Below are 22862 nucleotides of genomic sequence, written 5' to 3'. Positions count from 1 at the left end.
GGGGAGGGGAGAGCCGATGAAAAAAAGTTTGTTACCTCGCCGTACGAAGGAGGATAATACTCCAGCTGCAGTAATTGAGGAGCAGTCAGGCAAGGATATAGCGGTGATCGGCATGTCACTCAAAGTCCCTGGGGCTGATTCACTGGACCAATTCTGGAGCAACCTGTGCCGGGGCGAAGATTGGGTTAGGGAAGCTCCTAAGGCCAGAACGTCGGAAGGCAGGCCAAAAGCAGCACGGCGCGGTTATTTGTCAGAGATCGACACGTTTGATGAATTCTTCTTTCGTATCCCTCCAAAAGAGGCAGCGTTGATGGACCCATATCAAAGGTTGTTTCTTGAGATTGCCTGGAGTGCGATTGAGGATGCGGGATATGGCGGAGATCGGTTAAAAGGAAGCCGGACCGGTGTGTATGTCGGATCAGGACATGAAAATGAGTATAAGCAAATGATTGCTTCATACAATGCAGAGCTCTTATCGGCAGCCGCAGTAGGAAACATGTCCTCGGCTATAGCGAGCAGAATCAGTTATTTGCTCGATTTGAGAGGTCCCAGCCTGGTGATTGATACGGCCTGCTCTTCATCGTTAATCGCCGTTCATCTGGCGTGCCAAGCGCTGTTGGCACGCGAATGTGATATGGCCATCGCGGGAGGTATTCAATTAATTCTTGACCCGCAAGCCGAACAGCCCCAAATAGGCATAGAGTCTCCTTCATCTACGGTAAGGGCGTTTGATGAAGGGGCTGACGGGACGGTAAGAGGAGAGGGCGTGGGAGCAATTCTGCTCAAGCCCTTGTCACGTGCTATTGCCGACAATGACTCTGTATACGCCGTAATTAAAGGTAGTGTCTCCAATCAGGATGGTAAATCGATCGGCATTACATCGCCTAACCGGGCAGCTCAGGAGCAGCTCCTTATTCGTGCTTGGGAGCGTGCAGGCATTCATCCAGCTTCGCTGTCGTACATCGAAACGCACGGCACAGGCACACCAATAGGCGACCCGATTGAGGTTCGTGCGATTCATAATGCGTTCCGCACGTATACCGATAAAGTCCAGTTCTGTGCAATCGGATCACTAAAGCCCAATATCGGACATTTATATCATGCCGCAGGCATTATTAGTTTCATTAAAACAGCATTGGCACTTCATCATGAGCAGCTTCCTCCGTCCATCCATTTCGAGAAACCTAACCCTCAAATTGACTTTGCGAAGTCTCCTGTATATGTCAATGCTCACTTATCTGATTGGAAAAGGAGCGCTGATGTACGCCGATGTGGAGTGAGTTCTTTTGGTATGAGTGGCACCAACTGCCACGTTGTTTTGGAAGAGACAAGAGACAGAAGCGTGTCTCTTCCGGTCAATGCAGAGTACGTACCTTCCTTGTTAACTTTATCTGCCAGAACGCTGACCTCTTTGCGGTCTCTGATCGATAAATATCGACTTTTTCTTCTTACAGCTGATCCACTATCTTTCGAAAACATTTGTTATACCTCAAATATTGGTAGAGGCATTTATGAGTACAGGCTGGCAGTACTAGCACTACACTCGCAAGAGTTAAGGGGCAAGCTGGCTTTGCTGCAACATGAGACTTTCACCGGGCAATACGGTGAACTTGCGGAGGGAATCTGGTTCGGCGGACCTGAACATGTGGAACCTCCAAATTCTTCCGAATCGGCTGCTGCAACGCAGAGTCTGGAAAGCAATATGGTCTGGGAAAAGGCGGCTAGCCGATATGTTCGTGGCCAATTCATTGACTGGAAAGGTCTCCATGCTGGTTACAGCAGGCGTGTCGTTTCAGTCCCGACGTATGCATTCGATCAACATAGGCACTGGGCTGTGCCTGTGATGGTTGCAGAGAGCAGCAGGGTAGTTTTCCACAAAACGGAGGAAAAAAAGGAGAAGCTAACGATGGAAAATCGTATTATTCAGGACGCAAACAACCATCCCTTCACAAGTGTGGTACAGGAAATCATGTCGAATATTTCAGGATATTCTCCAGAAGATATCGGTGTAAACCGAAGTTTCATGGAGCTCGGCATGGATTCCATTTTGCTTGTCAATGCCAAACATGCAATCAAAAATCATTTTGGCGTGGATATTCCGATGCATCTGTTCTTTGAAAAAATGTCTACTGTTGCTGAAGTAGGGAAGTATATTGCCAGCCAATCTTCGTATTTTCCAGAGTCTTCCATACAGACCGGCCCGACAAAGCTTAGAGAAGAGCAGGATGAAGCACTTGTGCAAAGTGCGAATATCCATCCGTATGCGGCGACTTCAGGGGAGGAAACCGAACAGAGCAACTTCTTAGTGACAGGTACAGGTCTGGAGGGAATCGTACAGAAGCAGCTGGACTTGATGTCTCTCCAACTTTCCATGCTGCAAAGGGGCTCTATGCGATCGGAAGCTTCTGCTGCTCGCTTGTCGGCGGCGACTTCAGTGCATGAGAATACCCCGCTGGAAACGGAGCATCATTACACTTTGGGGAACAGTCAGCGTGAACCGTCTGTACTGATAAAAGAACGGCAAAAGCCTGATCGCCCCTATGTCCCGTTCCAGACGCTTGAAACGCACTCGAAGACAGGATTACACCCTCTACAAGAGCGTTTTATAGACGAATTTATCTCGAGATACACCACAAAAACGGTCCAATCCCAGCTGCATACACAAGCTTTCCGTAAAGTGGTAGCTAACAATCGTAATGTGGCAGGTTATCGTCCCTACTGGAAAGATATGGTCTATCAGATCGTTGTTGATCATGCGCAGGGTTCTACGATTACCGACATAGATGGTAACAACTATATTGACTTGACGATGGGCTTTGGTGTAAACCTGTTCGGCCATCAGGTGTCTTTTATTAACGAAGCGGTACAAGAGGCTGTGCACAAGGGAATGTGTGTTGGCCCCATCAATGCAGTGGCCGGGCAGGTTGCGTCTGCCCTGCATCAATTGACGGGTATAGAGCGTGCAGCATTTTTCAATTCCGGGACAGAAGCGATTATGGTTGCCATGCGGTTGGCTCGGGCGGCCACGAATAGAACAAAAATAGTCATTTTCTCGGGTTCTTATCATGGCACTTACGATGGTGTTCTGGCGATGAGCGCAGGACTGGGAGGAATAAGCACGCCGATTGCTCCGGGGATACTGCAAGGTATGGTTGATGACCTCATCGTTCTGAATTACGATCATCCCGAATCCCTGCGGTTCATTGAGCGGCATGCCGGAGAACTGGCAGCAGTGCTGGTGGAGCCGGTACAGAGTCGCAGGCCGGATATTCAGCCGACCGCTTTTCTGAAGGAGTTGCGTTCGTTAACCGCTGTAAACGGCATCGCTCTGATTTTCGACGAAGTCATCACGGGCTTCCGGATTCATCCTGGAGGTGCGCAGGCATGGTTCGGCATCGCAGCGGATATGGTGGTATATGGCAAGGTCGTCGGTGGAGGGTTACCGATTGGCATCGTCGCTGGAAAAGAACGATATTTGGACGGCATAGATGGAGGGATGTGGTCTTTTGGGGATGCCTCGTTTCCTCCCCATGAAGAGCGGAGAACTTTTGTAGCCGGGACGTTTTGCCAGCATCCGTTGGCTATGAATGCTGCTCTAGCAGTACTGCGTCGTATACAGAAGGAAGGGCCTGTCCTTCAGGAGCAACTGAACAAAAAAACGGCGGTTTTGGCAGACAGACTCAACCATTATTTTGCAGAGAAGCAGGTGCCACTGGAAATTGTTCACTTTGGTTCACTGTTTCGTTTTGTGCAAAAGTCAGACCTAGAGCTCCTGTACTACCTGTTAATCGAGAAAGGAATATATATTTGGGAGGGCCGAAACTGCTTTTTATCAACAGCGCATACAGAGGAAGATATTGATCGTATCGTGTATGCGGTACAGGACAGTGTGGAGGAATTGCGGAGTGCCGGGTTCCTGCCCCCGAGTTCACCTACCTCGCCGGGGGGCGGGAGAATGCAACCAGTTGAAACATCGGCAGCAGAAGTTGCTGATCAGGCTGAGATTCACCCGCTTACGGCGGAGCAGACACAACTATGGTTCGCATCTCAGGCAAATGACGATATTAACCACGCTTATGTGGAGTCTGTCGTGCTTCGCCTGGAAGGAACAGTGGATATTGAAAGGTTACGGGGAGCCATTCGCCATGTAGTTCAAAAGAACGGGATGCTGCGAACCCGTTTCTCTAACGACGAAGGATTGTATTACACAGAGCCGTTTGAGAGCGTAGCTTCCAAAATCATTTTTTATGAGGCGGAACGGTTGGATGTGCCGAAAGATTTGCCGGATTCTATTCCACAGGAATTAACCGGAGGTTTTGATCTGTCAGAAAGTCCATTAATCAGGTTCGGTCTGCTACATTTCGGGCATCAGCAATACCGGTTTATCATGCAAGCTCATCATCTTGCGGCCGACGGCTGGTCACTTATTCAGATCCTGAAGCAGATTGCCGGATACTACACAATGCACAATCGTTTTCAGGCGTCTGATTCTGTATTATTCTCTGCCTTTGCACAGTGGCAGCGTAGTCTGCCGTTGGAGGAGAAGCAGCTTGCGCGCGAGTTTTGGACTAGACGACTTTCCAATCCAGTGCCTGAATTGGTTTTGCCAGCTAATCTCGCCCTCGAACCTGTTATACCCTATCCAGGAATGCGTCTCAGCAGAAGCTTGAATGCTGAGTTCACAGAGGAGTTAAGAGCTTTTGGCAAAAAAAAGGGCGTTTCCTTGTTTATGCTGATGCTTGCGGCATACAACGTGTTGCTATCCCAAATCTCGGGGCTGCGGCAGATTACTGTCGGCATCCCTGTGGCTGGACAACTTCAGATGGGGGTCCCTCATTTGGTCGGTCAATGCGTAAATTTACTTCCCTTTTCAAGTCGGCTGCCAGATGAGGCAGAACTGTCTGATTACACTGCTCAAGTAAGAGATGAAATGCTCGAGCTGCTGGAGCACCAGCGCTGCTCCTATGTGGATATCGTTACGGCGCTAGTTATGGAAGGACAGCCTGTTTATCCTCCGGTCATCAGCACTATATTTAATTTTGACAAAGCGCCTGCGTTTGAATTCGAAGGCCTCACAGCTCAACTTGAGTCTGTTCTGCCAACGGTATTCAAATATCCGATCAGCATGAATGTTCTGGAACTGGATCAAGAGTTGATTTTGGAACTGGATGTTGGAAGTGAGGTGTGTGCACAGGAGGAGGCTGAATCCTGGCTTGAAATATACACTCTGTCACTTGCAGCTGTTGTGTACAGAGTCTGGAAGGAAGGCGAGGCGGAATCAAGTTCTCGGTTTAGCAAAATACATACTTCGTTATCAACATCATCGTTTGTTTTATCCGAGCTTCATGCTGTTTCCCGTAATTCGTATAGAACGGATATCCCTGCCGAGTGTACCCCGACAACTTCAAACGATCCGGATCAAAGGTTTGCCCCTCCGGTTACGGAAATGCAGATCAAGATTCATACCATATGGCTTGAAATCATGAAGCTGGGTAACGTCGGCATTCATGACCATTTTCTGACGGTGGGTGGCAATTCTCTTGCAGCTACGGTAATTACTGCCCGACTTCAAGAGGAATTAGGAAGCAAGGTTCCTCTGAGTCTGTTGTTTCGCCATCCAACGATTGCCGAGCTGGCACAGGTATTAGAAGCTGTGCCAGCGTCTGATTTCATACAAATTCCGAAGGCGACGTCAGCCGAGTTCTATCCGCAGTCGACTTCACAGCGTTCAATCTTTGCTGTAGAGAAACTGGGCAGAGCAGGTACGGCTTATAACGTCACTGGACTAATTGTGGTGGAAGGTACGCTTGACTTGCAGCGATTGGAATTAGCGGCCAACTTGCTGGTGCAGAGACATGAATGCTTACGGACCTCCTTTCATCTGGATGAAGATGAGCCGGTGCAGCGTGTGGCGAGCGAGGCAGTCATGGAGATTCCCATACATTTGCTGGACAGTGACGCGGCGGAAGAGACAATTCTGAGCACCATTCGGCCGTTTGATCTGGAACAAGCGCCGCTGCTGCGTATGGAATATTGGACTGAACAGAAGGAATCTGGAAGTCAGTATCTTCTGATGGATATGCACCATCTAATTGCTGATGGGCTTTCAGCCAATCTTCTATTTGAAGAACTTATCCGGTTGTATGACGGCCAAAGTTTGCCGGTGGTCACGCGGCATATGAAGGACTTCACTCAATGGCAGCTGGGCCGGTTTGGCGCAGGTTATATGAGGGAAAGTGAAAAGTACTGGAGCCAGCAGTTCAAGGAAGGTATTCCACGTATGGACTGGGGAATACATCATCAGCGGCCTGCCGTACGCAGTTTTGAAGGAGAAAGATACGGCTTCCAGCTTCCTGCCGAAACCTTGGCACGCATCAAGGAATATGCTGCAGCTGAGAAGGTCACGTTATACAGCTATTTTCTGGCCGCTTATAAAGTGCTGTTATTCAAATATTCTGCTCAGGAGCACATCATGGTTGGAACAACGGCGTCCGGTCGGCAGTATTCGGGTATCGAACGAATCCCAGGCATGTTCGTCAACACCATTCCGTTGCGAAGCCATCTCATAGGAGACCAATGGTTCTCCAAACTGATCCATGAGGTACAGATCAATGCGGTGGAGGCGTTTGAGCATCAGGAATATCCTTTGGATCGATTGAGTGCTCTCCCGAACGTGGAGCGGGATTCCAGTTGGAATCCATTGTTAGGTGCGGTCTATGTCTATCAACATCAGGCTCTTTCAATCGATCCGCAAATCGGCGGTGACGCCAGATTTACAGTGTCCGAGTACAAAAACAGGATTGCTAAGTTTGATCTGACACTGGAAGTTGTAGAAGGATTTGATGAATTGCATTTGGATCTCGAATATAGTACGGCAGTGTTTCACCCTGAAGCCATAAAAACCATGGCTGGACACCTGAGTACCATTTTGGAAGTTGTGTCCAATCAACCGGACGTTTCTATCTCGGAAATCAGCTTGCTTCATGCTTCAGAAACCAGGCAGCTTCTGCATGAATGTAATGAAACGAATAGCCAGCTTCTGCTTGATCAACCGATGTTTGCATTATTTGAGGAACAGGTGCAACGTACACCTGATGCAATTGCGATATCCTGTGCAGGTGTGCAGCTCACTTACCTTGAGCTTAACATGAGAGCCAATCGATTTGCACAGGTTCTGAAGGAGCAAGGCGTGCTTCGCGAGATGGCAGTTGGACTGGTTATGAAGCGATCACCCGATCTGCTTGCAGCCATTCTCGGTACTTGGAAAGCGGGTGCCTATTATGTGCCTATCGATCCATCGTATCCGAAGGATCGTATTGGTTATATATTAACCGACTGCAAGGCTCAGTGGGTCATTACCGATGCAGCCTATGAGGAGGTGTCCAATTTTACGGGGTGTTTGATTATGGCTGAAGAAGTATACAGCAACGCGCCATTAACCTCCGTGAACCCGGAGCGGTCTGCCGAGCTTGACGATCTGGCATACATTATCTATACATCAGGTTCTACGGGCAAGCCCAAAGGTGTTATGGTGGAACATCAGGGCTTGACCAATTACATTCGCTGGGCAGATCAAACCTATGTGCGCGGCGATCGCATTCGTTTTCCGTTGTATTCATCCATTTCTTTTGACCTGACAGTAACATCAATGTTTACACCGCTGTTGTCGGGGAACCAGATCATCATATACCCAGAAGATGTGGAGTTTGCGCTGGAGCGGATCTGTGAAGAGGATGAAGTCGATATCATCAAATTAACGCCGTCCCATCTGAAGCTCCTGTCTCTTTATAACACGGAAGGCTCAAGTTTAAAGCGGTTTATCGTGGGTGGTGAAGCATTCGAGAGCTCTGCTGCTTCAGACATTACTTCGCTGTTCGGTCCGCATGTTGAAATTTATAACGAGTATGGACCTACCGAGACTGTAGTAGGCTGTATGATTCATAAATACGATTCGGATGAAAAATACAGTCAGGTACCGATTGGCTGGCCGATTGATAATATGAGGTTATATATTTCCGATGAAAAAGGGAATTTGCAGGCGAAACATCTGCCTGGAGAACTGTGCATTGCTGGTATTGGTGTAGCCAGAGGATATGCGAACCAGCCGGAGCTGACTCTTGAGAAGTTCGTCTCGAACTGGTTTCAGGAACCCGGCAGGGTTTACCGTACCGGAGATCTGGTGCGCTGGCTGCCAGGTGGCGGGATGGAGTATTTAGGAAGAATCGACGAGCAAGTTAAAATTAGGGGTTATCGAATCGAATTGGGAGAGGTTCGCAATCTGTTGCTGGACTATCCTTCGATTCGTGAAGCAGCGTTGCTCGTCAAAGAGACTGAAAGCGGCGAGAAACATCTGTGCGCCTTCTATGTCTCTGCGGCAGAGCTGGAGACAGGGGAACTAGAGAGCTATCTTTCAAGATATTTGCCTCAATACATGTTGCCGGCCGAGTATATTCCTATGGATCGACTCCCGCTGTCTGCTAATGGCAAGGTCGATATCAAGAAGCTGCCAGTTATCTCGGCAGAGCCGATTCAGTCAAAGCTTCCACTTCAGGTGGACACGCCTGGTGAGGCGGATTTGCTGCAAGCTTGGCGCGAGATACTGAGAGCGCCAGACGCCGCCAGAGATGATCACTTTATGCGACTTGGCGGGGATTCGATCAAGGCTATCCAGATTGCGGCTCGCATGAAAAAGTGTGGCTACCGGCTGGAGGCGGCTGACATTTTACGTTGGAAAACGGTGAGCAGCATTGCCCCGCTTCTTATTCCTATGGATGAGGCAATGCCTCACAGAGCTTCAGAGCTTTTAGAGGGTGATGTGCCTCTTGCGCCTATTCAACACTGGTTTTTCAGGCAAGATTTTGCCCAAATGAATTATTGGAATAACAGTGTGACGCTGATTGGTGCTGCAAGGTTCAATGATGAGCTTGTCAGAGAAACGTTCAGATTACTCACCGTTCATCATCATGCACTGCGAATGACGTTTAAGCGAGACGGCAACCACATTCAGCAATCCTGCAATAATGCGGATCGGCAGGCATTTGCCTTCCATGTTGCCGAGGAGATGGATGGGATGGACGTCGACAAGTTCAAAGCCATCACGGAACGAATGACAGAAGACATGCACCAAGCAATGGATATGGAGCATGGACCATTAGTACAGGTGGGCCTCATTCGCGGACGAGATCGAGACGAGTTGATACTTATCATTCACCACTTGGTCATTGATGCGGTATCTTGGCGCATTTTACTGGATGACTTTTATGATATCTACTTTGCTCTCAAACAGGACATCAGGCCGGTTCTGCCTTCCTCATCCGATTCCTACCTTGATTATGTACAGAAAATGCGTGCGTATATTGCTGTCGGGGAATGGAAGCATGAGCTGCGTTATTGGAAGAAGGAATTGACTCGCCAAGTCTCGCCGCTCAATGGAGACGGGATAAACTTGAAGGGTCAGGTTCGAGATTGTGCAGTGGCAAGCCTTCATTTTACACAAAAAGCCACTAAGGCCCTGATGCAATCGGCAACCGAGCGATACGAGGTGGAAACATCGTCCTTGCTGCTTGCCGCACTTGGCACTGCAATGGAGGCCGTCGGTATCCCGGATGGTCTCTGGGTAAATATGGAGGGGCATGGCCGGGAAGGCTTCGGTGAAGCTGCGGATTATTCGCGGACGGTTGGCTGGTTTACATCCCACTACCCGATTTATCTGGATACTTCAGCAGCGAAAACGCCGGACAAGTATGTTGTACAGCTTCATCGTAATTTGCAGCGTATCCCTCACCGTGGGGCGGGATTCAACGTACTCAAGTACATGCTTGCGGAAGAGGAGTCCAGACAACTCAATGCGTATGAAATTGAGCCACAGATCTGCTTTAATTATCTCGGTGAAATGGATGACAGTCGTTACCAAGATCTGTTTCGGCTTTCGCAGCTTCCCATGCACGGAACCGAAAGTCCGGATGCGGATCGCCCATTTGTGATCACCTGCAATGTGCTTTTGTCTGACGGACGGATGCTGATTGAGTTTGATTACAATAAACAACAGTTCAGTGAGGAAATCATCCAGAGAATGTTGCAAGCTTTCCTAAGCGGTTGGGAAACCATCATGTATGCCGGTGAAAGACCGGTGTTTACCAATATAGAGAATGAGGGATTTCAGCTTGTGCCTTCCGCCGATCGGGCTATTCTTCAACAGACAGCACCGTTGCCACTGCTCAAGGCGTATCCACTGTCACCGATGCAGGAAAGTATGTTGTTTTATTATCTCCGGTTCCCCGATTCCACGGCTTATGAAGAGCAGTGTGTCATTCATTTGCAGGGAAATGTGGATCCGGAACGGCTGAGATATTGCTTTCAGCAGGTGGTGAACCGACATGACATTCTTCGTACATTTTTTGCCTTACGGGAGCTAGAACGGCCGCTTCAGGCAGTGGTGAAGTCCTGGATGCTTCCATTTGAGTTCATGGATTGGACAGGCGAGAATGGCGGATGTGAATCAGAGAAGCTGGAACAATACCTTCAGCAAAACCGTGACCGGCGCTTTAACCTATTTGGTGAGGTACCTCTGAGAGTGGCTCTCATTCGAACAGATGCGAACTCGTATTGTCTGGTTTGGAACTTCCATCATATTTTGCTGGATGGCTGGAGTGTAGGTTTGCTTCTTAGCAACATCTTCGATCTGTATGCCGAACCGTCTGCCACACAATCGTTTGTCCCAGCGGCGCAATACTGTGAGTATATCCAGTGGCTTGAACAACGAGATCCGTCTGTGGCTGAAGCGTACTGGGAGACTTATTTAGCTGGATACCGAAGCAAAAGTGTTCTGCCACGCATAAAGGAAACAAGTGGTCAGTATAACAGAGATGAATTAACCCGTAATTTACCTGAAGCGCTACAGCATGCACTTCTACAATTATCCGCTGAATATGGTTTGACGCTGAATATATTGTTTCAGGCTGCATGGGCAGCGGTGCTGCAGAATCTGAGCGAAATTGAAGATATCTTGTTTGGAGCAGTAGTATCGGGCAGGAGTGTTGAGGTGAAAGAGATCAACAGCATGATCGGTCTGTTCATTAATACGATTCCTGTTCGAATCAAATCTGCATCGGTTACCTTTTTGCAACTTGCATCACAACTTCAATCGGAACAGCTGGAGAAAGAGCCGTATTCCCATATTCCCTTGTCTGCGATCCAGAAATCAGGCGGTGGGGCAGTACTGGATCATATTCTAGTGTTTGAAAATTATCCGCTAGAGCTGAAGCTACCTTCCGGTCTGGAAATGGCAGATTACGATTTGCAAGAGTATACAAGCTATGATTTTAACCTGATCGTAGAGCCGCATGAGGGCTTCCTCGTCCGTTTTGTATACAATGATGTCGCATATAGAGCGGAAGAAATGGCAGATTGGATGAACTGTCTTTTCCTTGTGCTCAATCAAATCAGCGAAAACCCGAATGTGTTGTTGAAAGAGCTTTTCCCGAATGAAATTGCAACGAGTCCGGATGAAGGAGAAAGTCTAATTAAATTCCATTTCTAGACAAGCAGGGGGATGAAGGTAAATGGACCAAACGTCGCACAAAGAGGCTGTTTCCGCACAGGAACTGAGATTGCAAAAGAAGTACTGGGTAAAAAAAATGCTGGCACTTCAAACGGAGGAAACGTTGTTCACGTTATCCGTTACATCTCAGAATAAGAAGTCCACTGTTCAAACCTATCCGTTTGAGTTGCGTCAGGATGTGAGCGAGCGTTTGCGCTCCATGAGTGGTGAGTCCAATGAAGCTTTGTTTTTAATATTGCTGACTGCCTTAAAAACAATTCTGCACAGGCATACCAGCAGTGATTCAATTACGGTGGCTTATCCGGTGACCAGGCTGCAAGATACGGGTGAACGTTCGCACGAGTCAAACTGGGTACCACTCATCGACAAATCGCCGAGCGGCCGTTCATTCCGAGAGTGGCTGTATGAACTCAAGTCGACTTATATCGAGACTGTCAAAAACAGTGATTATCCCATGGAACGTCTTGTAGAGGATATGAAGGTGGTCCATGACCGAAATTACGCTTTTCTTCATCATATTCGTTTTTCCTTTCAGGAGATGTCCAGCGTAACGGATGTCGAGAGCGAGACACTTGGTATGCGTCTTCATATGTATTGGAGCGAGGGCAAACTCTGTGGTGTGTTAGCGGGCCGCACACGCTTTTTTTCAGCCTCTGAACTGGAGCGTTTTGGGAGACAATACTGCATTATCACTGAAGATTTAATTGGGAACCCCGATCGCCCGGTGGAAGCCAGCGGTGGTCTTGCTGGACCGGAGCGCCACAGATTGTTGGATGAGTATGCAACAGGGACGCGTCGGACCTACGGTTCCAGTGTAACGGCCCTGTTTGCGGAACAGGTGCGCCAGACACCGGAGGCTATGGCTATCATGACATCGGATGGCTCTATGTGTTATGCAGAGCTGGATGCAAGAGTGCAACGCTGGGCTGCCGCATTAGTCAAAGACGGAACGAAGCAAGGGGATATCGTTGGACTTTACCTTGACCGAAGTCTGGAGACGGCCGTTGCGATCTTAGCAGTGTGGAGGGCAGGGGCATGTATTTTGCCAATGGATGTTCAGACCCCCGAGGAGCGTGTTCGATTCATTTTGGAGGATGCTGGGGTAACTCGTCTGCTTACACATGCCCGGTATGCTAATCTTCCATTGTTTACAGACGTGGAACGATTGCTTGCTTGTGAAGACCTGGATGCTTCCAATGAAGAAGGTGAGACACTGGTTTCCATAACGGCTGAATTGCCAGCTTACATCATTTATACTTCGGGAACTACGGGCGATCCCAAAGGTGTAGTTGTAGATCATCGGGGGCTAGTCAATTCAATCTCGTGGAGAAAAGAAGAGTACTCACTGGAAAGACAAGACAACACAATTCAGCTCTTCTCCTATTCATTTGATGGATTCATGACAGGGTTTCTGACCCCGCTTGTGTCCGGAGCGAGTCTCTTTATTGCCGCTGAAATTCAGGTCAAAGACCCGCTGCGTCTGAAGCAACTGCTTATCGTATATCAAATTACTCATTTTATATGCGTGCCCTCTTTGTATCGTCTGCTTCTGGAGCAGATTAGACCGGAGGACAAACTGTTTCTTCACAGCATTACACTAGCCGGAGAGAGCGTCTCACCGGCACTCATTCGGGAAAGTAGGGAACGGCTTCCTTATGTGAGGATTTTTAATGAATACGGTCCTACCGAATCCAGCATAGTCGCACTTTGTAAAAGAGATGTGGAACAGGAAGAGAAGGTGACTATTGGCCGTCCTATATCGAACATGAGAGCATACATTCTTGATAACTGGAATGAGCCGGTGCCACCGGGTACCGTTGGGGAACTTTGTTTATCAGGTCCGGGTCTGGCCCAGGGTTATCTTAACCAGCCTGAGCTTACAGATCAAGCATTTGTACCGAATCCGTTTGTTGCAGGTGAGCGTCTGTATCGAACTGGCGATCTGGCGAAATGGACGGAAGAGGGGGAAATCTTTTGTCTCGGACGCAAGGATGCTCAGGTTAAGTTAAGAGGGTACCGGATTGAGCTGCCAGAGATTGAGCAGCGACTTCAAGCCTATCCAGGGGTTCAGGCAGCAGCAGTTGTCTGTGAGGAGGAGGATGGCATTCCGGTGCGACTGATTGCTTATCTCCAAACCGACGACATAAAGGCTGTCGAACTGCGTGAGTACATGGCAAGAGAGTTACCGTTTTATATGCTTCCGGCCCGCTATTATCGACTGCCTCAGCTCCCTCTTTCCGAAAACGGAAAGCTGGACAAGAAGGAAATCTCCTCCATGGAGTCCATCAATCTGGATGTTGAATTTCGGGAGCCTGAAAATGAAACAGAACAGAAGTTATGCGAGATATTTGCCGATGTTCTTCAATTAAAGCGTGTATCCGCAGATGAGAACTTTTTTGCCGCAGGTGGACATTCTCTCAAGGCAACCATGCTGATGTCCAGAATTCAGAAAGAATTTAGAGTAGATGTCAGTGTGGATCATATCTTTGAGAAGCAAACCGTCAAAGAGTTAGCTGAAGTGATTGCTGAAAAAGAAACCAGTGTCTATCTCGCGATTACACCTGCTGAGAATGCAGCAAGTTATCCGTTATCTCTTACCCAAAAACAGATGTATACGCTGTTCTGTAATGATCCACATTCAACCGCTTATAACATGCCGGAGGCACTTATTATAGAAGGGGATCTCGACCATCAGCGGCTGCGGTTTGCGCTTGAGGAACTGACGAAGCGGCATGAGATTCTTCGTACCACTTTTTATGCCATCAATGGGGAACCTGTACAGGCAGTTCACGCTGAGAGCGTTATTTCACTTGAATATTCCGAGCAAGCGTCAACGGGTCTCGAAGAGACGATAGGACAATTTATCCGGCCCTTTGATCTGGCATGCTTGCCGTTATTTCGTGCAGGGATAACCAAAATAGAGTCCAGAAAACATCTGCTTCTGATTGATCTTCATCATATCGTAGCTGACGGTGCCTCGATCGGCATATTCATTTCGGAGCTGGCGAGCATCTATAATGGGGATTCATTACCAGCCATCAGACTCCATTACAAAGATTTCTCGGTATGGCAGTATAAACAGAAAGAGAATCATCAATTCCAGCCTCAGGCGCAGTACTGGATGGATCAGTTCAGAAACGGAGTTCCCGTTTTAAGTCTGCCGTACGATTACCCCAGACCCAAGCTTAAAAGCTTGGAAGGCGACAGGATTTCTTTTACCGTTGATGCCAATCGCACATCTTCTCTCAAGAAGTTGGCCGCTGAAAATGGAGTCACTCTTTTCATGCTGCTTCTGACAATGTATCAGACGATGCTCTCCAAGCTTTCCGGACAGAAGGAACTGGTCGTTGGATCACCGGTCTCCGGCAGAACGCACGCAGATCTGGAACAGACCATGGGCATGTTTGTGAATGTGGTTCCCATCCGTGCCCATGTGTCACCACAATTGCACTTCACCGAGCTCCTGAACCAAGTGAAAAATACGGTGCTGGGTGCGTTCGAGAATCAAGCAGTTCAATATCAGGAACTGGTTAGGGACTTGGGACATACTCCAGACCCCAGCCGTAATCCCATCTTTGACACAATGTTTGTACTTCAGAACATGGCGGAGAATCGCTTTGATTTTAGAGGACTACATTTCTCGCATGTTGGTTTTGAGCAAACCGTGTCCAAATTTGATCTTACTTTAGCCGGCTTTGAGGGCGGGGATGGCGTAATGTATTTCGATTTGGAGTACTGTACATGTCTTTTCCAGAGGGAAACTGTGCTGCGTTATGTGGACTATTTTATGCATATTGTGCAGACCGTTATAGACCATCCGCAGATGCTTGTATCGCATATGACGCTGCTCCCCCAAGAGAGACTGCATGAAACATGGATGGAACTAAACAGCAAGAGCCCATGCGATCCACCTGAGCTGACTTTACTGGAGCAGTTTGCCCTGCACGCCAAACGATCCCCCGACAAGGAAGCCCTATTGTTTGGTGAGTCGCAAATGACTTACGAACAGCTGGACACACTGTCAGAGCAGTGGTCTAACTGGCTAAGTTCGAAGGGAGTAGGCCTCGAAGATGTCATAGCCGTCAGACTGGAACGTTCCTTCGAACTCGTTATCGCGTTTCTGGCGGTACTAAAGACCGGAGCGACATATCTGCCGATCGACCCGGTGTTTCCGGTAGATCGCATGTCGTATATGCTTCAAGACAGCGGAGCAGTGCTGATGATTACGGATAAGGATGATGCACAGGACCTCGCAAGTCATATGCCTGTATATCTGACCCGGGAAATCTATCTTACGTGCCAAAAAACAAACGCTTCATCGCTTAAACCGCAAAACAACAACCTGGCTTATGTTATCTACACTTCGGGTACTACGGGCAGGCCCAAAGGTGTGGCGCTAGAACATGCAGGTCTCGCTAATCTGTCGGCCCTCTTTATCTCCACATTGGGAGTAAAGTCTATTGACCGCATTCTTCAATTTGCTTCATGTTCATTTGATGCTTCTATATGGGAGTTTGCCATGACACTTACCGTTGGAGGAACACTTTGTTTAGTATCGGCAGAGACCATCGCTGATCCGCTCCACTTCGAGCAGTACGTGGAACAGACTAATGTTACGGTTATGACGCTTCCTCCAGCCTATATGGCCCGATTGCAACCTGAGCGTTTGCCTGGTCTGCGCCTGATGATCACGGCTGGCTCGGAGCCATCGCCGGCCATGCTGTCTACATGGAGGCAACATATGCGCTGTGTGAATGCTTACGGACCGACTGAAGCATCCATATGTGCAGCGATATGGGAATATGAAGAAGAAGCCGATCTGTTATCAGTACCCATCGGATTCCCCGTCCCTCATAGCAGACTTTGCATTGTCGATGCAGATCTGAATCCACTGCCTGTCGGGGTACCTGGAGAACTATGCATCGCAGGTACCGGATTGGCCCGGAGATATCTGAACCTGCCAGAAATAACAGCGAGACAGTTCATCTCTTCAGACATGCCAGGGTTTGAGCGCATGTATCGAACCGGGGACTTGGCCAAACTGCTGCCGGATGGCAGAATCATGTACCAGGGCAGAATCGACAGCCAGATCAAGATTAGAGGTTACCGCGTCGAACCAAGCGAGATAGAGGCACAACTACTGCAGATAGCTGGCGTTCGAGAAGCCGTTGTATTGCCTAGACTGCAGGAAAATGAAAATTCATTAGTTGCCTATTACACCGGGGACAGTGTACCTGCGCCGCGTGAACTGAAGATCAAACTTACCGCCGTTCTTCCTCATTATATGCTTCCTTCATTCTTGGTGAAGTTGGACACGCTCCCTGTGACATCCAATGGAAAGGTGGATCAGTCCGCGCTCGAGCGTCTGAATCTGATACAAGAAGCAGGGGAACGAGTTCGCATGCCGGAGAATGAACTGGAGGCAAAGATCGTTCGTGTGTTTGAACAGGTGTTGAACGTTCAAGGGATCGGGATAGATGACTCCTTCCATGAGCTGGGTGGAGATTCCATCTCGGCAATGAAAGCCAGCTTTTTGCTGAAAGAGCAGGGAGTGGGTGTGGATGTGAGAGACTTGCTTGTTCATCAATCTGCTGTCGCTTTGGGAGAAGTTCTACTTCAAACTCAAACTGTATCTGAAGGTTCACAGGAGTATATGTCAGATGGAACAGAGACACCAGACTCACAGCAGAAGCAAGCGCAGACGACTTTGAATGAAACGGATCTGAAGCAACTTCAGGCGGCCCTTGCAACATTTGCGGACCAACAAGAGGTTTACAGAAGACAACTGTCCACAGGGGCGGAATTGGCGATATTGCCCCTTACGGCTTCCCAGGCTACACATCTTGGGCGTGCTGAGAACGTTGGCGTTGTTCTGCATTTCCCTGCCGACAAGACAACGGAGGAAATCCATAATGCCATTCTTGGATTGGTGCAGGAGCAGGAGATGTTGAGGTGTTTGTACAATGCCCAGCAGACAAACAGCTGGAGCTTGCGTGAGCAGCCTGTCCGGCTTAGTCTGCCATATGTCAAGGTTGAGGCTGCCCATTCCGAAGCACTGATGGAACATCTGATTTCGAAATTGTATTATGACAGATTTGAAGAGAGTGGATCGGAGAGTTTGTTGTACCGAATGGCGCTGATTGAGAATGGCAGAACCGGAGCTAGAGTTTTCGTATATTCCTCACATCATGCCTTATCGGACGGGCTGAGTTGCAGTTTAATTGCTGAGGCACTGACTGCACCGTCATCGTTGGTTCACGTGGCGAAGTCACATACACGGTATCGCGACTACCTAAAACTGATGGAGGAAGGACCGATCGGGATTAGCTTTATGGAACTGGAGCGTCACTTTGAACTGGCAACCTATCGTCAGCTTCTCATAGGACTGAGCAATAAGTTGGCAGAATTTCCGGCCGAGAAGAGCACAGCAATCACGCTGGAATGGGAGCTTACGGAAGGCAATCCGGAGGAAGGCTGGATGAAGGTGCTGGGATTGTTAGCGGTCTTTGGACGGGAATACCTTGAGCTGCAGCAGATGCCTGTGCAATTGGTCAGCAGTGGAAGACGGTATGGAGAACAGGCCTATTACCATCTGGTCGGCAATTTTACGGACTATATTCCTTGGGTAATGGATACCCATTCGCCGCCGGAGCAACTTTTGCAGCAGATCAGAGAATTGAATCACACAACTTCCACTCATCATATCCGGTTCAGCGATCTGGAGGATCATGGAACAGGCGAGGGGATTCTGCTGAATTATTTTGGCGCTGTACAAGCGGAAGCAATAGATAATGCAATCCCTGCCGGAGGTCCTTCTTTTGAAAAAGTGGCTGATCATTATGGGAACTATTTCTACGTTAGACATGTTGGCTCCAGTCTGCAAGTGCATATAGCCCTTCCATTCGAGACGAGTGCCGAAGAGCTGGAGAAGAAAATGACCGAAGGAATGGTCAAGGTGCTGTAGCTCAAACCAATAGAGCTTGCTTGAACTCTCAGGACATATTGTGATGTCCGGGGCATTCAGGCTTTATTTACGAAAGGGCGGTGAATGGATGGGTACAACCGTTGTGTTCAGTTATCCGTATTTTGGTCATGTTAATCCTACGGTAGGGCTGGTTCAAGAGCTGGTAAACAGAGGTGAACAAGTCTATTACTACACAACTGATGCGTATATGAAATATGTACAAATGGAAGGTGTGGTATGTCGAAGTTACGGGGATGTGCTTCCATTGCTGGATGAAGAAATCCCTATTCATACGACAGAGCCACTGAAGGTTCTGGAGCAGCTTGTTCCGCACAAACTGGATAAGCATCAGAAGATGGTCCGTTTGCTCCTCGAACAGGTGATGGCGGATGATCCAGATTACATTATCCGGGATTGCGAGTCTTACTGGGGGAAAATGATTGGCATCATGATGGATATTCCTGTCATTTGTTACATCACTACGATTGCTTTGAATGAAACAATGATGGATCTTCACTGTGAATATTTCGTTGCGAATGTCTTCGGAAATACCACAGGACGTGTGGCATTACTTCCGGAGGCCGGAAGTTTCAGTGAATATCTGAATGAGTATACGAGGCAGCTCTCTATTCCTTATGCCGTTGAGTTTAAGGCAATTGACGCCTTCTCCGGGGCGGACGAACTGAATCTTGTTTTTACTTCGCGGGCTTTCCAGCCATTTGCAGAGTCGTTTGGTCCGAACTATCTGTTCCTGGGTCCGATGATTCGTGAAGAGGAAAAAGAGGGCGGAGACCTGCCGGAATTTGAACCGGATTTACCTCTAATCTACATATCCATGGGGACCGTATACAACGACTGTCTTCCTTTTTATCAAAAATGTATTGAAGCATTCCAGGAACGTCGTTGGAACGTGATTATGTCGGTCGGCCAGCGAATTTCTCCTGAAGAACTGGGTGAGTTTCCTGATCATATTACCATCCGATCCCATGTGCCTCAGCGGAGATTGCTCAAACACGTTGATGTTTTCATTACACATGGAGGCCATAACAGCACCAATGAAGCGCTCTACCATGAAGTGCCTATGCTGCTGTTTCCGCAAGCAGCTGATCAGTTTGCTGTTTCCAGCCGGATTGAGGCACTGGGAGCAGGAAGCATTGGCGATAGCCGTCATTGTGTACCTTCGGACATTGCTTCCATGACCGAACATATCCTTCATGATCCGACTTATGCCGAGTCTTGCAAGAGGGTCGGGGAAGCGATACGTAATGAAGGCGGAGTAAAGCTGGGCGTTGATGTTATATTTGCGTATCTTATCGATGGAGCCCTGATAAGCGCTGCCAATGAATGATACTTGTGTAGGACATGATGAAGGGAGTCCGCTATGGCTACTGTAATGATATTCAGCCTTCCATTTTTCAGCCATGTTAAACCAACATTGCCTCTGGTTGCAGAGTTGCTGGCACGTGGAGAGAGAGTGATTTATTATTCGGATGAACAATATAGAGCAATGTTTGCCGATTTTGATGTGACTTTTCGAAGCTACGGAAATATGAGAGAGCTGTTTGTTGACGAAAATGACCTGGGCCTTTATCTGAGCAACCCGCAGACGATGCTTGAGTATTTAGTCCCTGGAGTTATCCAGAAAAGCAGGCTGGTTCTCAATGCGATTTTGGCTGATGTTATGGCTGAGCAACCCGACTACATTGTCAGGGACAGCGACGCTCATTGGGGCAAACTGATTGGAGAACTGCTCGAAGTGCCAGTGGCTTGTTATGTCCTAACTTTTGCAATTAATCAGGCACTCCTAGAGAAAGACCATGATTTTCTCATGCACAAGGTGTTCAAAATCAAAGAAGGCTATGCGAAGGTAGAACCGACGGCCAGCGAATTAAACCGTATTGCGGCAGCTTTGGCAGAAAAGCATCATATTCAAGGCTTCGGCCTGGTTGATGCGTTTAGTGGGAATGAAGAATTAAATCTCGTGTATACGTCAAAAGCATTCCAGCCACATTCGGATGTGTTTGACGATCGCTTTATGTTTATAGGTCCCCAGTTTCCTAATGTCAGCGCTGAAAAGCTGCAATCCATGATGATAAGAACGAAACAGGATCATGAGCTTCCTCTGATTTATATTTCTTTTGGGTCCATCTATACAGATCGCCCGGATTTCTACCGGAAATGCATCGAAGCTTTTAGATCTAGCGAAGCCCAAATCATTATGTCTGTAGGGAAAAGCATTCACCCATCGTCCTTAGGCGAAATTCCGGAAAATATGACCGTTCATGAGTTTGTACCTCAGTTGGAAATTTTGAGCAAAGCGGATGTTTTTATCTCTCATGCCGGTTATAACAGTGTATCTGAAGCGCTTGTATTTGGCGTACCGATGATTCTGTTTCCCCAAGGGGCGGATCAGTTTGCCATCGCTTCCAGGCTGGAAGAATTGGGTGTCGGGGTGTATGTAAGAGACATGAATATCTCCGCTTCGGAGCTGAGTGGCATTACGTTTGAAACGATGAACAATGAGAAGATGAAAGCACAAGCGGTGAAGTTGGGGAGCAGCTTTTTCGAAACGGGAGGTATGTCAGAAGGGGTGAGCAAAATTCTGGAGTACGTCGACCATTCTTGACATAAAAGTTCTTCATCTAAAAACCTGTTAACACAAGCATTTTACGTGTTAACAGGTTTTGCTGTGTCCGACAAAAAAATGCTGCATTCCGATTCCGTATTTATATACCTACAAAAAAATGTAAACGCTTTAAAAGAACCGTAGACAAACGTATCGGATGAATGATATATTGTTTCTGCAAGAAACAATATTGTTCATAACGAATATCAAAAAAACGATTAAGGGATGGGATGTACTATGAACAGCATCGAAACAATGATCAAATCCTTTGACGGTACGAAGCTTTATTTCAGTAAGGATACTGTGGACAATGCAAAGGCCGCTGTCGTTATTGTACACGGATTAGCTGAACATGCCAGCCGCTACGATTATTTGACTGAGAAGCTGAACCAGCGCGGATTTAACGTATATCGTTTTGACCATCGGGGGCATGCCAGATCGGAAGGACAGCGCGCGTTTTACAGTGATTTTCATCAGATCATTGAAGATGTGAATGTTATTGTCGAAGCGGCATTGCAAGAGAGCGCTAACATCCCTCTTTATGTCATCGGACATAGTATGGGAGGCTTTGCTACTTCATCATTCGGAACCAAATATCCAGGCAAAGTGAAAGGCATTGTTTTATCAGGAGCACTTACCCGTTATCATACAAAAGTTGCTGGTGAACTACCGCTTGATCTTCCGCCTGGTACGTATTTTCCGAATGAACTTGGGAGCGGCGTATGCAGTGATCCTGAAGTTGTATCCGCTTACGCAAACGACCCATTGGTAGAAAAACAGATATCCGTAGATCTGTTTAATAGTTTGGGCTGCGGGATAACGTGGCTGAAAGAACATGCAACACAATTCGTCGATCCGGTACTTGTCCTGCACGGAGCCAATGACGGGCTGGTGAGCGAACAGGATTCTCGTGACTTTTACGGGGATATCGCTTCAACTGATAAAACATTGAAAATCTACGCGCATCTCATGCATGAGATCTTTAACGAACCCAGTCGCGATGAAGTCATCGAAGAAGCTATCGTATGGATTGAAAAACGTATCTGATTTCAGTACATTAGAAGAGAAAAACTCGTGAGAATATGAAGGTGAAAGGGATTACGCATGAAATTAGATTGGATGGGTGACCATCGGGATCTTATTGAGAAGATCATCAAGTACGGCAACGCATACTCAAACACTTATAAGCTGCAGCGAAGTTACGGAACAGATATGACGTTCTCTGCTTCACAGATTCAGACGCTCGAATATATTCTGGAAGCGGAGGATCAAGAAGAGAAAATGTCGGAGATGGCTGTACGACTCGGTGTTAGCCGCAGTACATTCTCCAAAAACGTGAAAAACTTGATGGGAAAAGGCTTGCTTGAGAAATATCATTTAAGCGGTAACCGCAAAGACATTTACGTAAAACCTTCAGCCAAAGGCCGTGAGGTATATGCGAATTACACTGAATTTGTCCGCAAGCTTTGTTTTGACGACATTTTTAAGCAGGCAGACCAAATCTCAGAGACAAACAAGGAGAGTTTTATTCGCATTATGGATCTGCTCGCAGATGTGCTCGTCTGGTATGGTGAAAAAGAACAGGAACCACGCAAGCTTATTAAAATGGATGATAGTAATAACTGAATTCATTTTTGAATTTACAAGCTTATATCATTATCATTATCGCACGACCGAAAGAGTCACCCTCAGGCTGAAAAGCCTGAGGGTGA

General features: G+C 47.8%; 6 protein-coding genes. All 6 read left to right on the top strand.

Going from position 1 to position 22862, the window contains the following annotated elements; all coding sequences use genetic code 11:
• Positions 1 to 16: 16 nt before the first annotated feature.
• The 6 genes from PPA03S_RS30125 to PPA03S_RS30100 all read left to right on the top strand — a co-directional run bounded on the left by PPA03S_RS30125 (position 17) and on the right by PPA03S_RS30100 (position 22776).
• Positions 17 to 11539 carry a non-ribosomal peptide synthetase gene (locus tag PPA03S_RS30125; RefSeq protein WP_062329532.1) on the top strand — a complete coding sequence of 3841 codons (11523 nt, stop codon included), beginning with the start codon at positions 17 to 19 and terminating at the stop codon, positions 11537 to 11539.
• Positions 11540 to 11561: 22 nt separating this feature from the next.
• The gene (locus PPA03S_RS30120; protein ID WP_062329530.1) at positions 11562 to 18524 is read left to right on the top strand and encodes a non-ribosomal peptide synthetase; all 6963 of its coding nucleotides are present in this window, start codon (positions 11562 to 11564) and stop codon (positions 18522 to 18524) included.
• An 88-nt stretch (positions 18525 to 18612) separates the two neighbouring features.
• Positions 18613 to 19872: a macrolide family glycosyltransferase gene (locus PPA03S_RS30115; protein ID WP_167666120.1), complete on the top strand. Its 1260-nt coding sequence runs from the start codon at positions 18613 to 18615 to the stop codon at positions 19870 to 19872.
• Positions 19873 to 19905: 33 nt separating this feature from the next.
• Positions 19906 to 21150 carry a macrolide family glycosyltransferase gene (locus PPA03S_RS30110; RefSeq protein WP_062329526.1) on the top strand — a complete coding sequence of 415 codons (1245 nt, stop codon included), beginning with the start codon at positions 19906 to 19908 and terminating at the stop codon, positions 21148 to 21150.
• A gap of 237 nt (positions 21151 to 21387) precedes the next feature.
• Positions 21388 to 22197 carry an alpha/beta hydrolase gene (locus tag PPA03S_RS30105; RefSeq protein WP_157284429.1) on the top strand — a complete coding sequence of 270 codons (810 nt, stop codon included), beginning with the start codon at positions 21388 to 21390 and terminating at the stop codon, positions 22195 to 22197.
• A gap of 57 nt (positions 22198 to 22254) precedes the next feature.
• Positions 22255 to 22776, top strand: coding sequence for a MarR family winged helix-turn-helix transcriptional regulator (locus PPA03S_RS30100; protein WP_062329524.1), 522 nt, complete (start codon positions 22255 to 22257; stop codon positions 22774 to 22776).
• The last annotated feature ends 86 nt before the right edge of the window (positions 22777 to 22862 follow it).

It is taken from the genome of Paenibacillus pabuli NBRC 13638, from assembly GCF_001514495.1.
GTDB classification, from domain to species: domain Bacteria; phylum Bacillota; class Bacilli; order Paenibacillales; family Paenibacillaceae; genus Paenibacillus; species Paenibacillus pabuli.
Note: the sequence above shows the minus strand (reverse complement) of the source record. Positions and strands in the feature narration are given on the sequence as shown.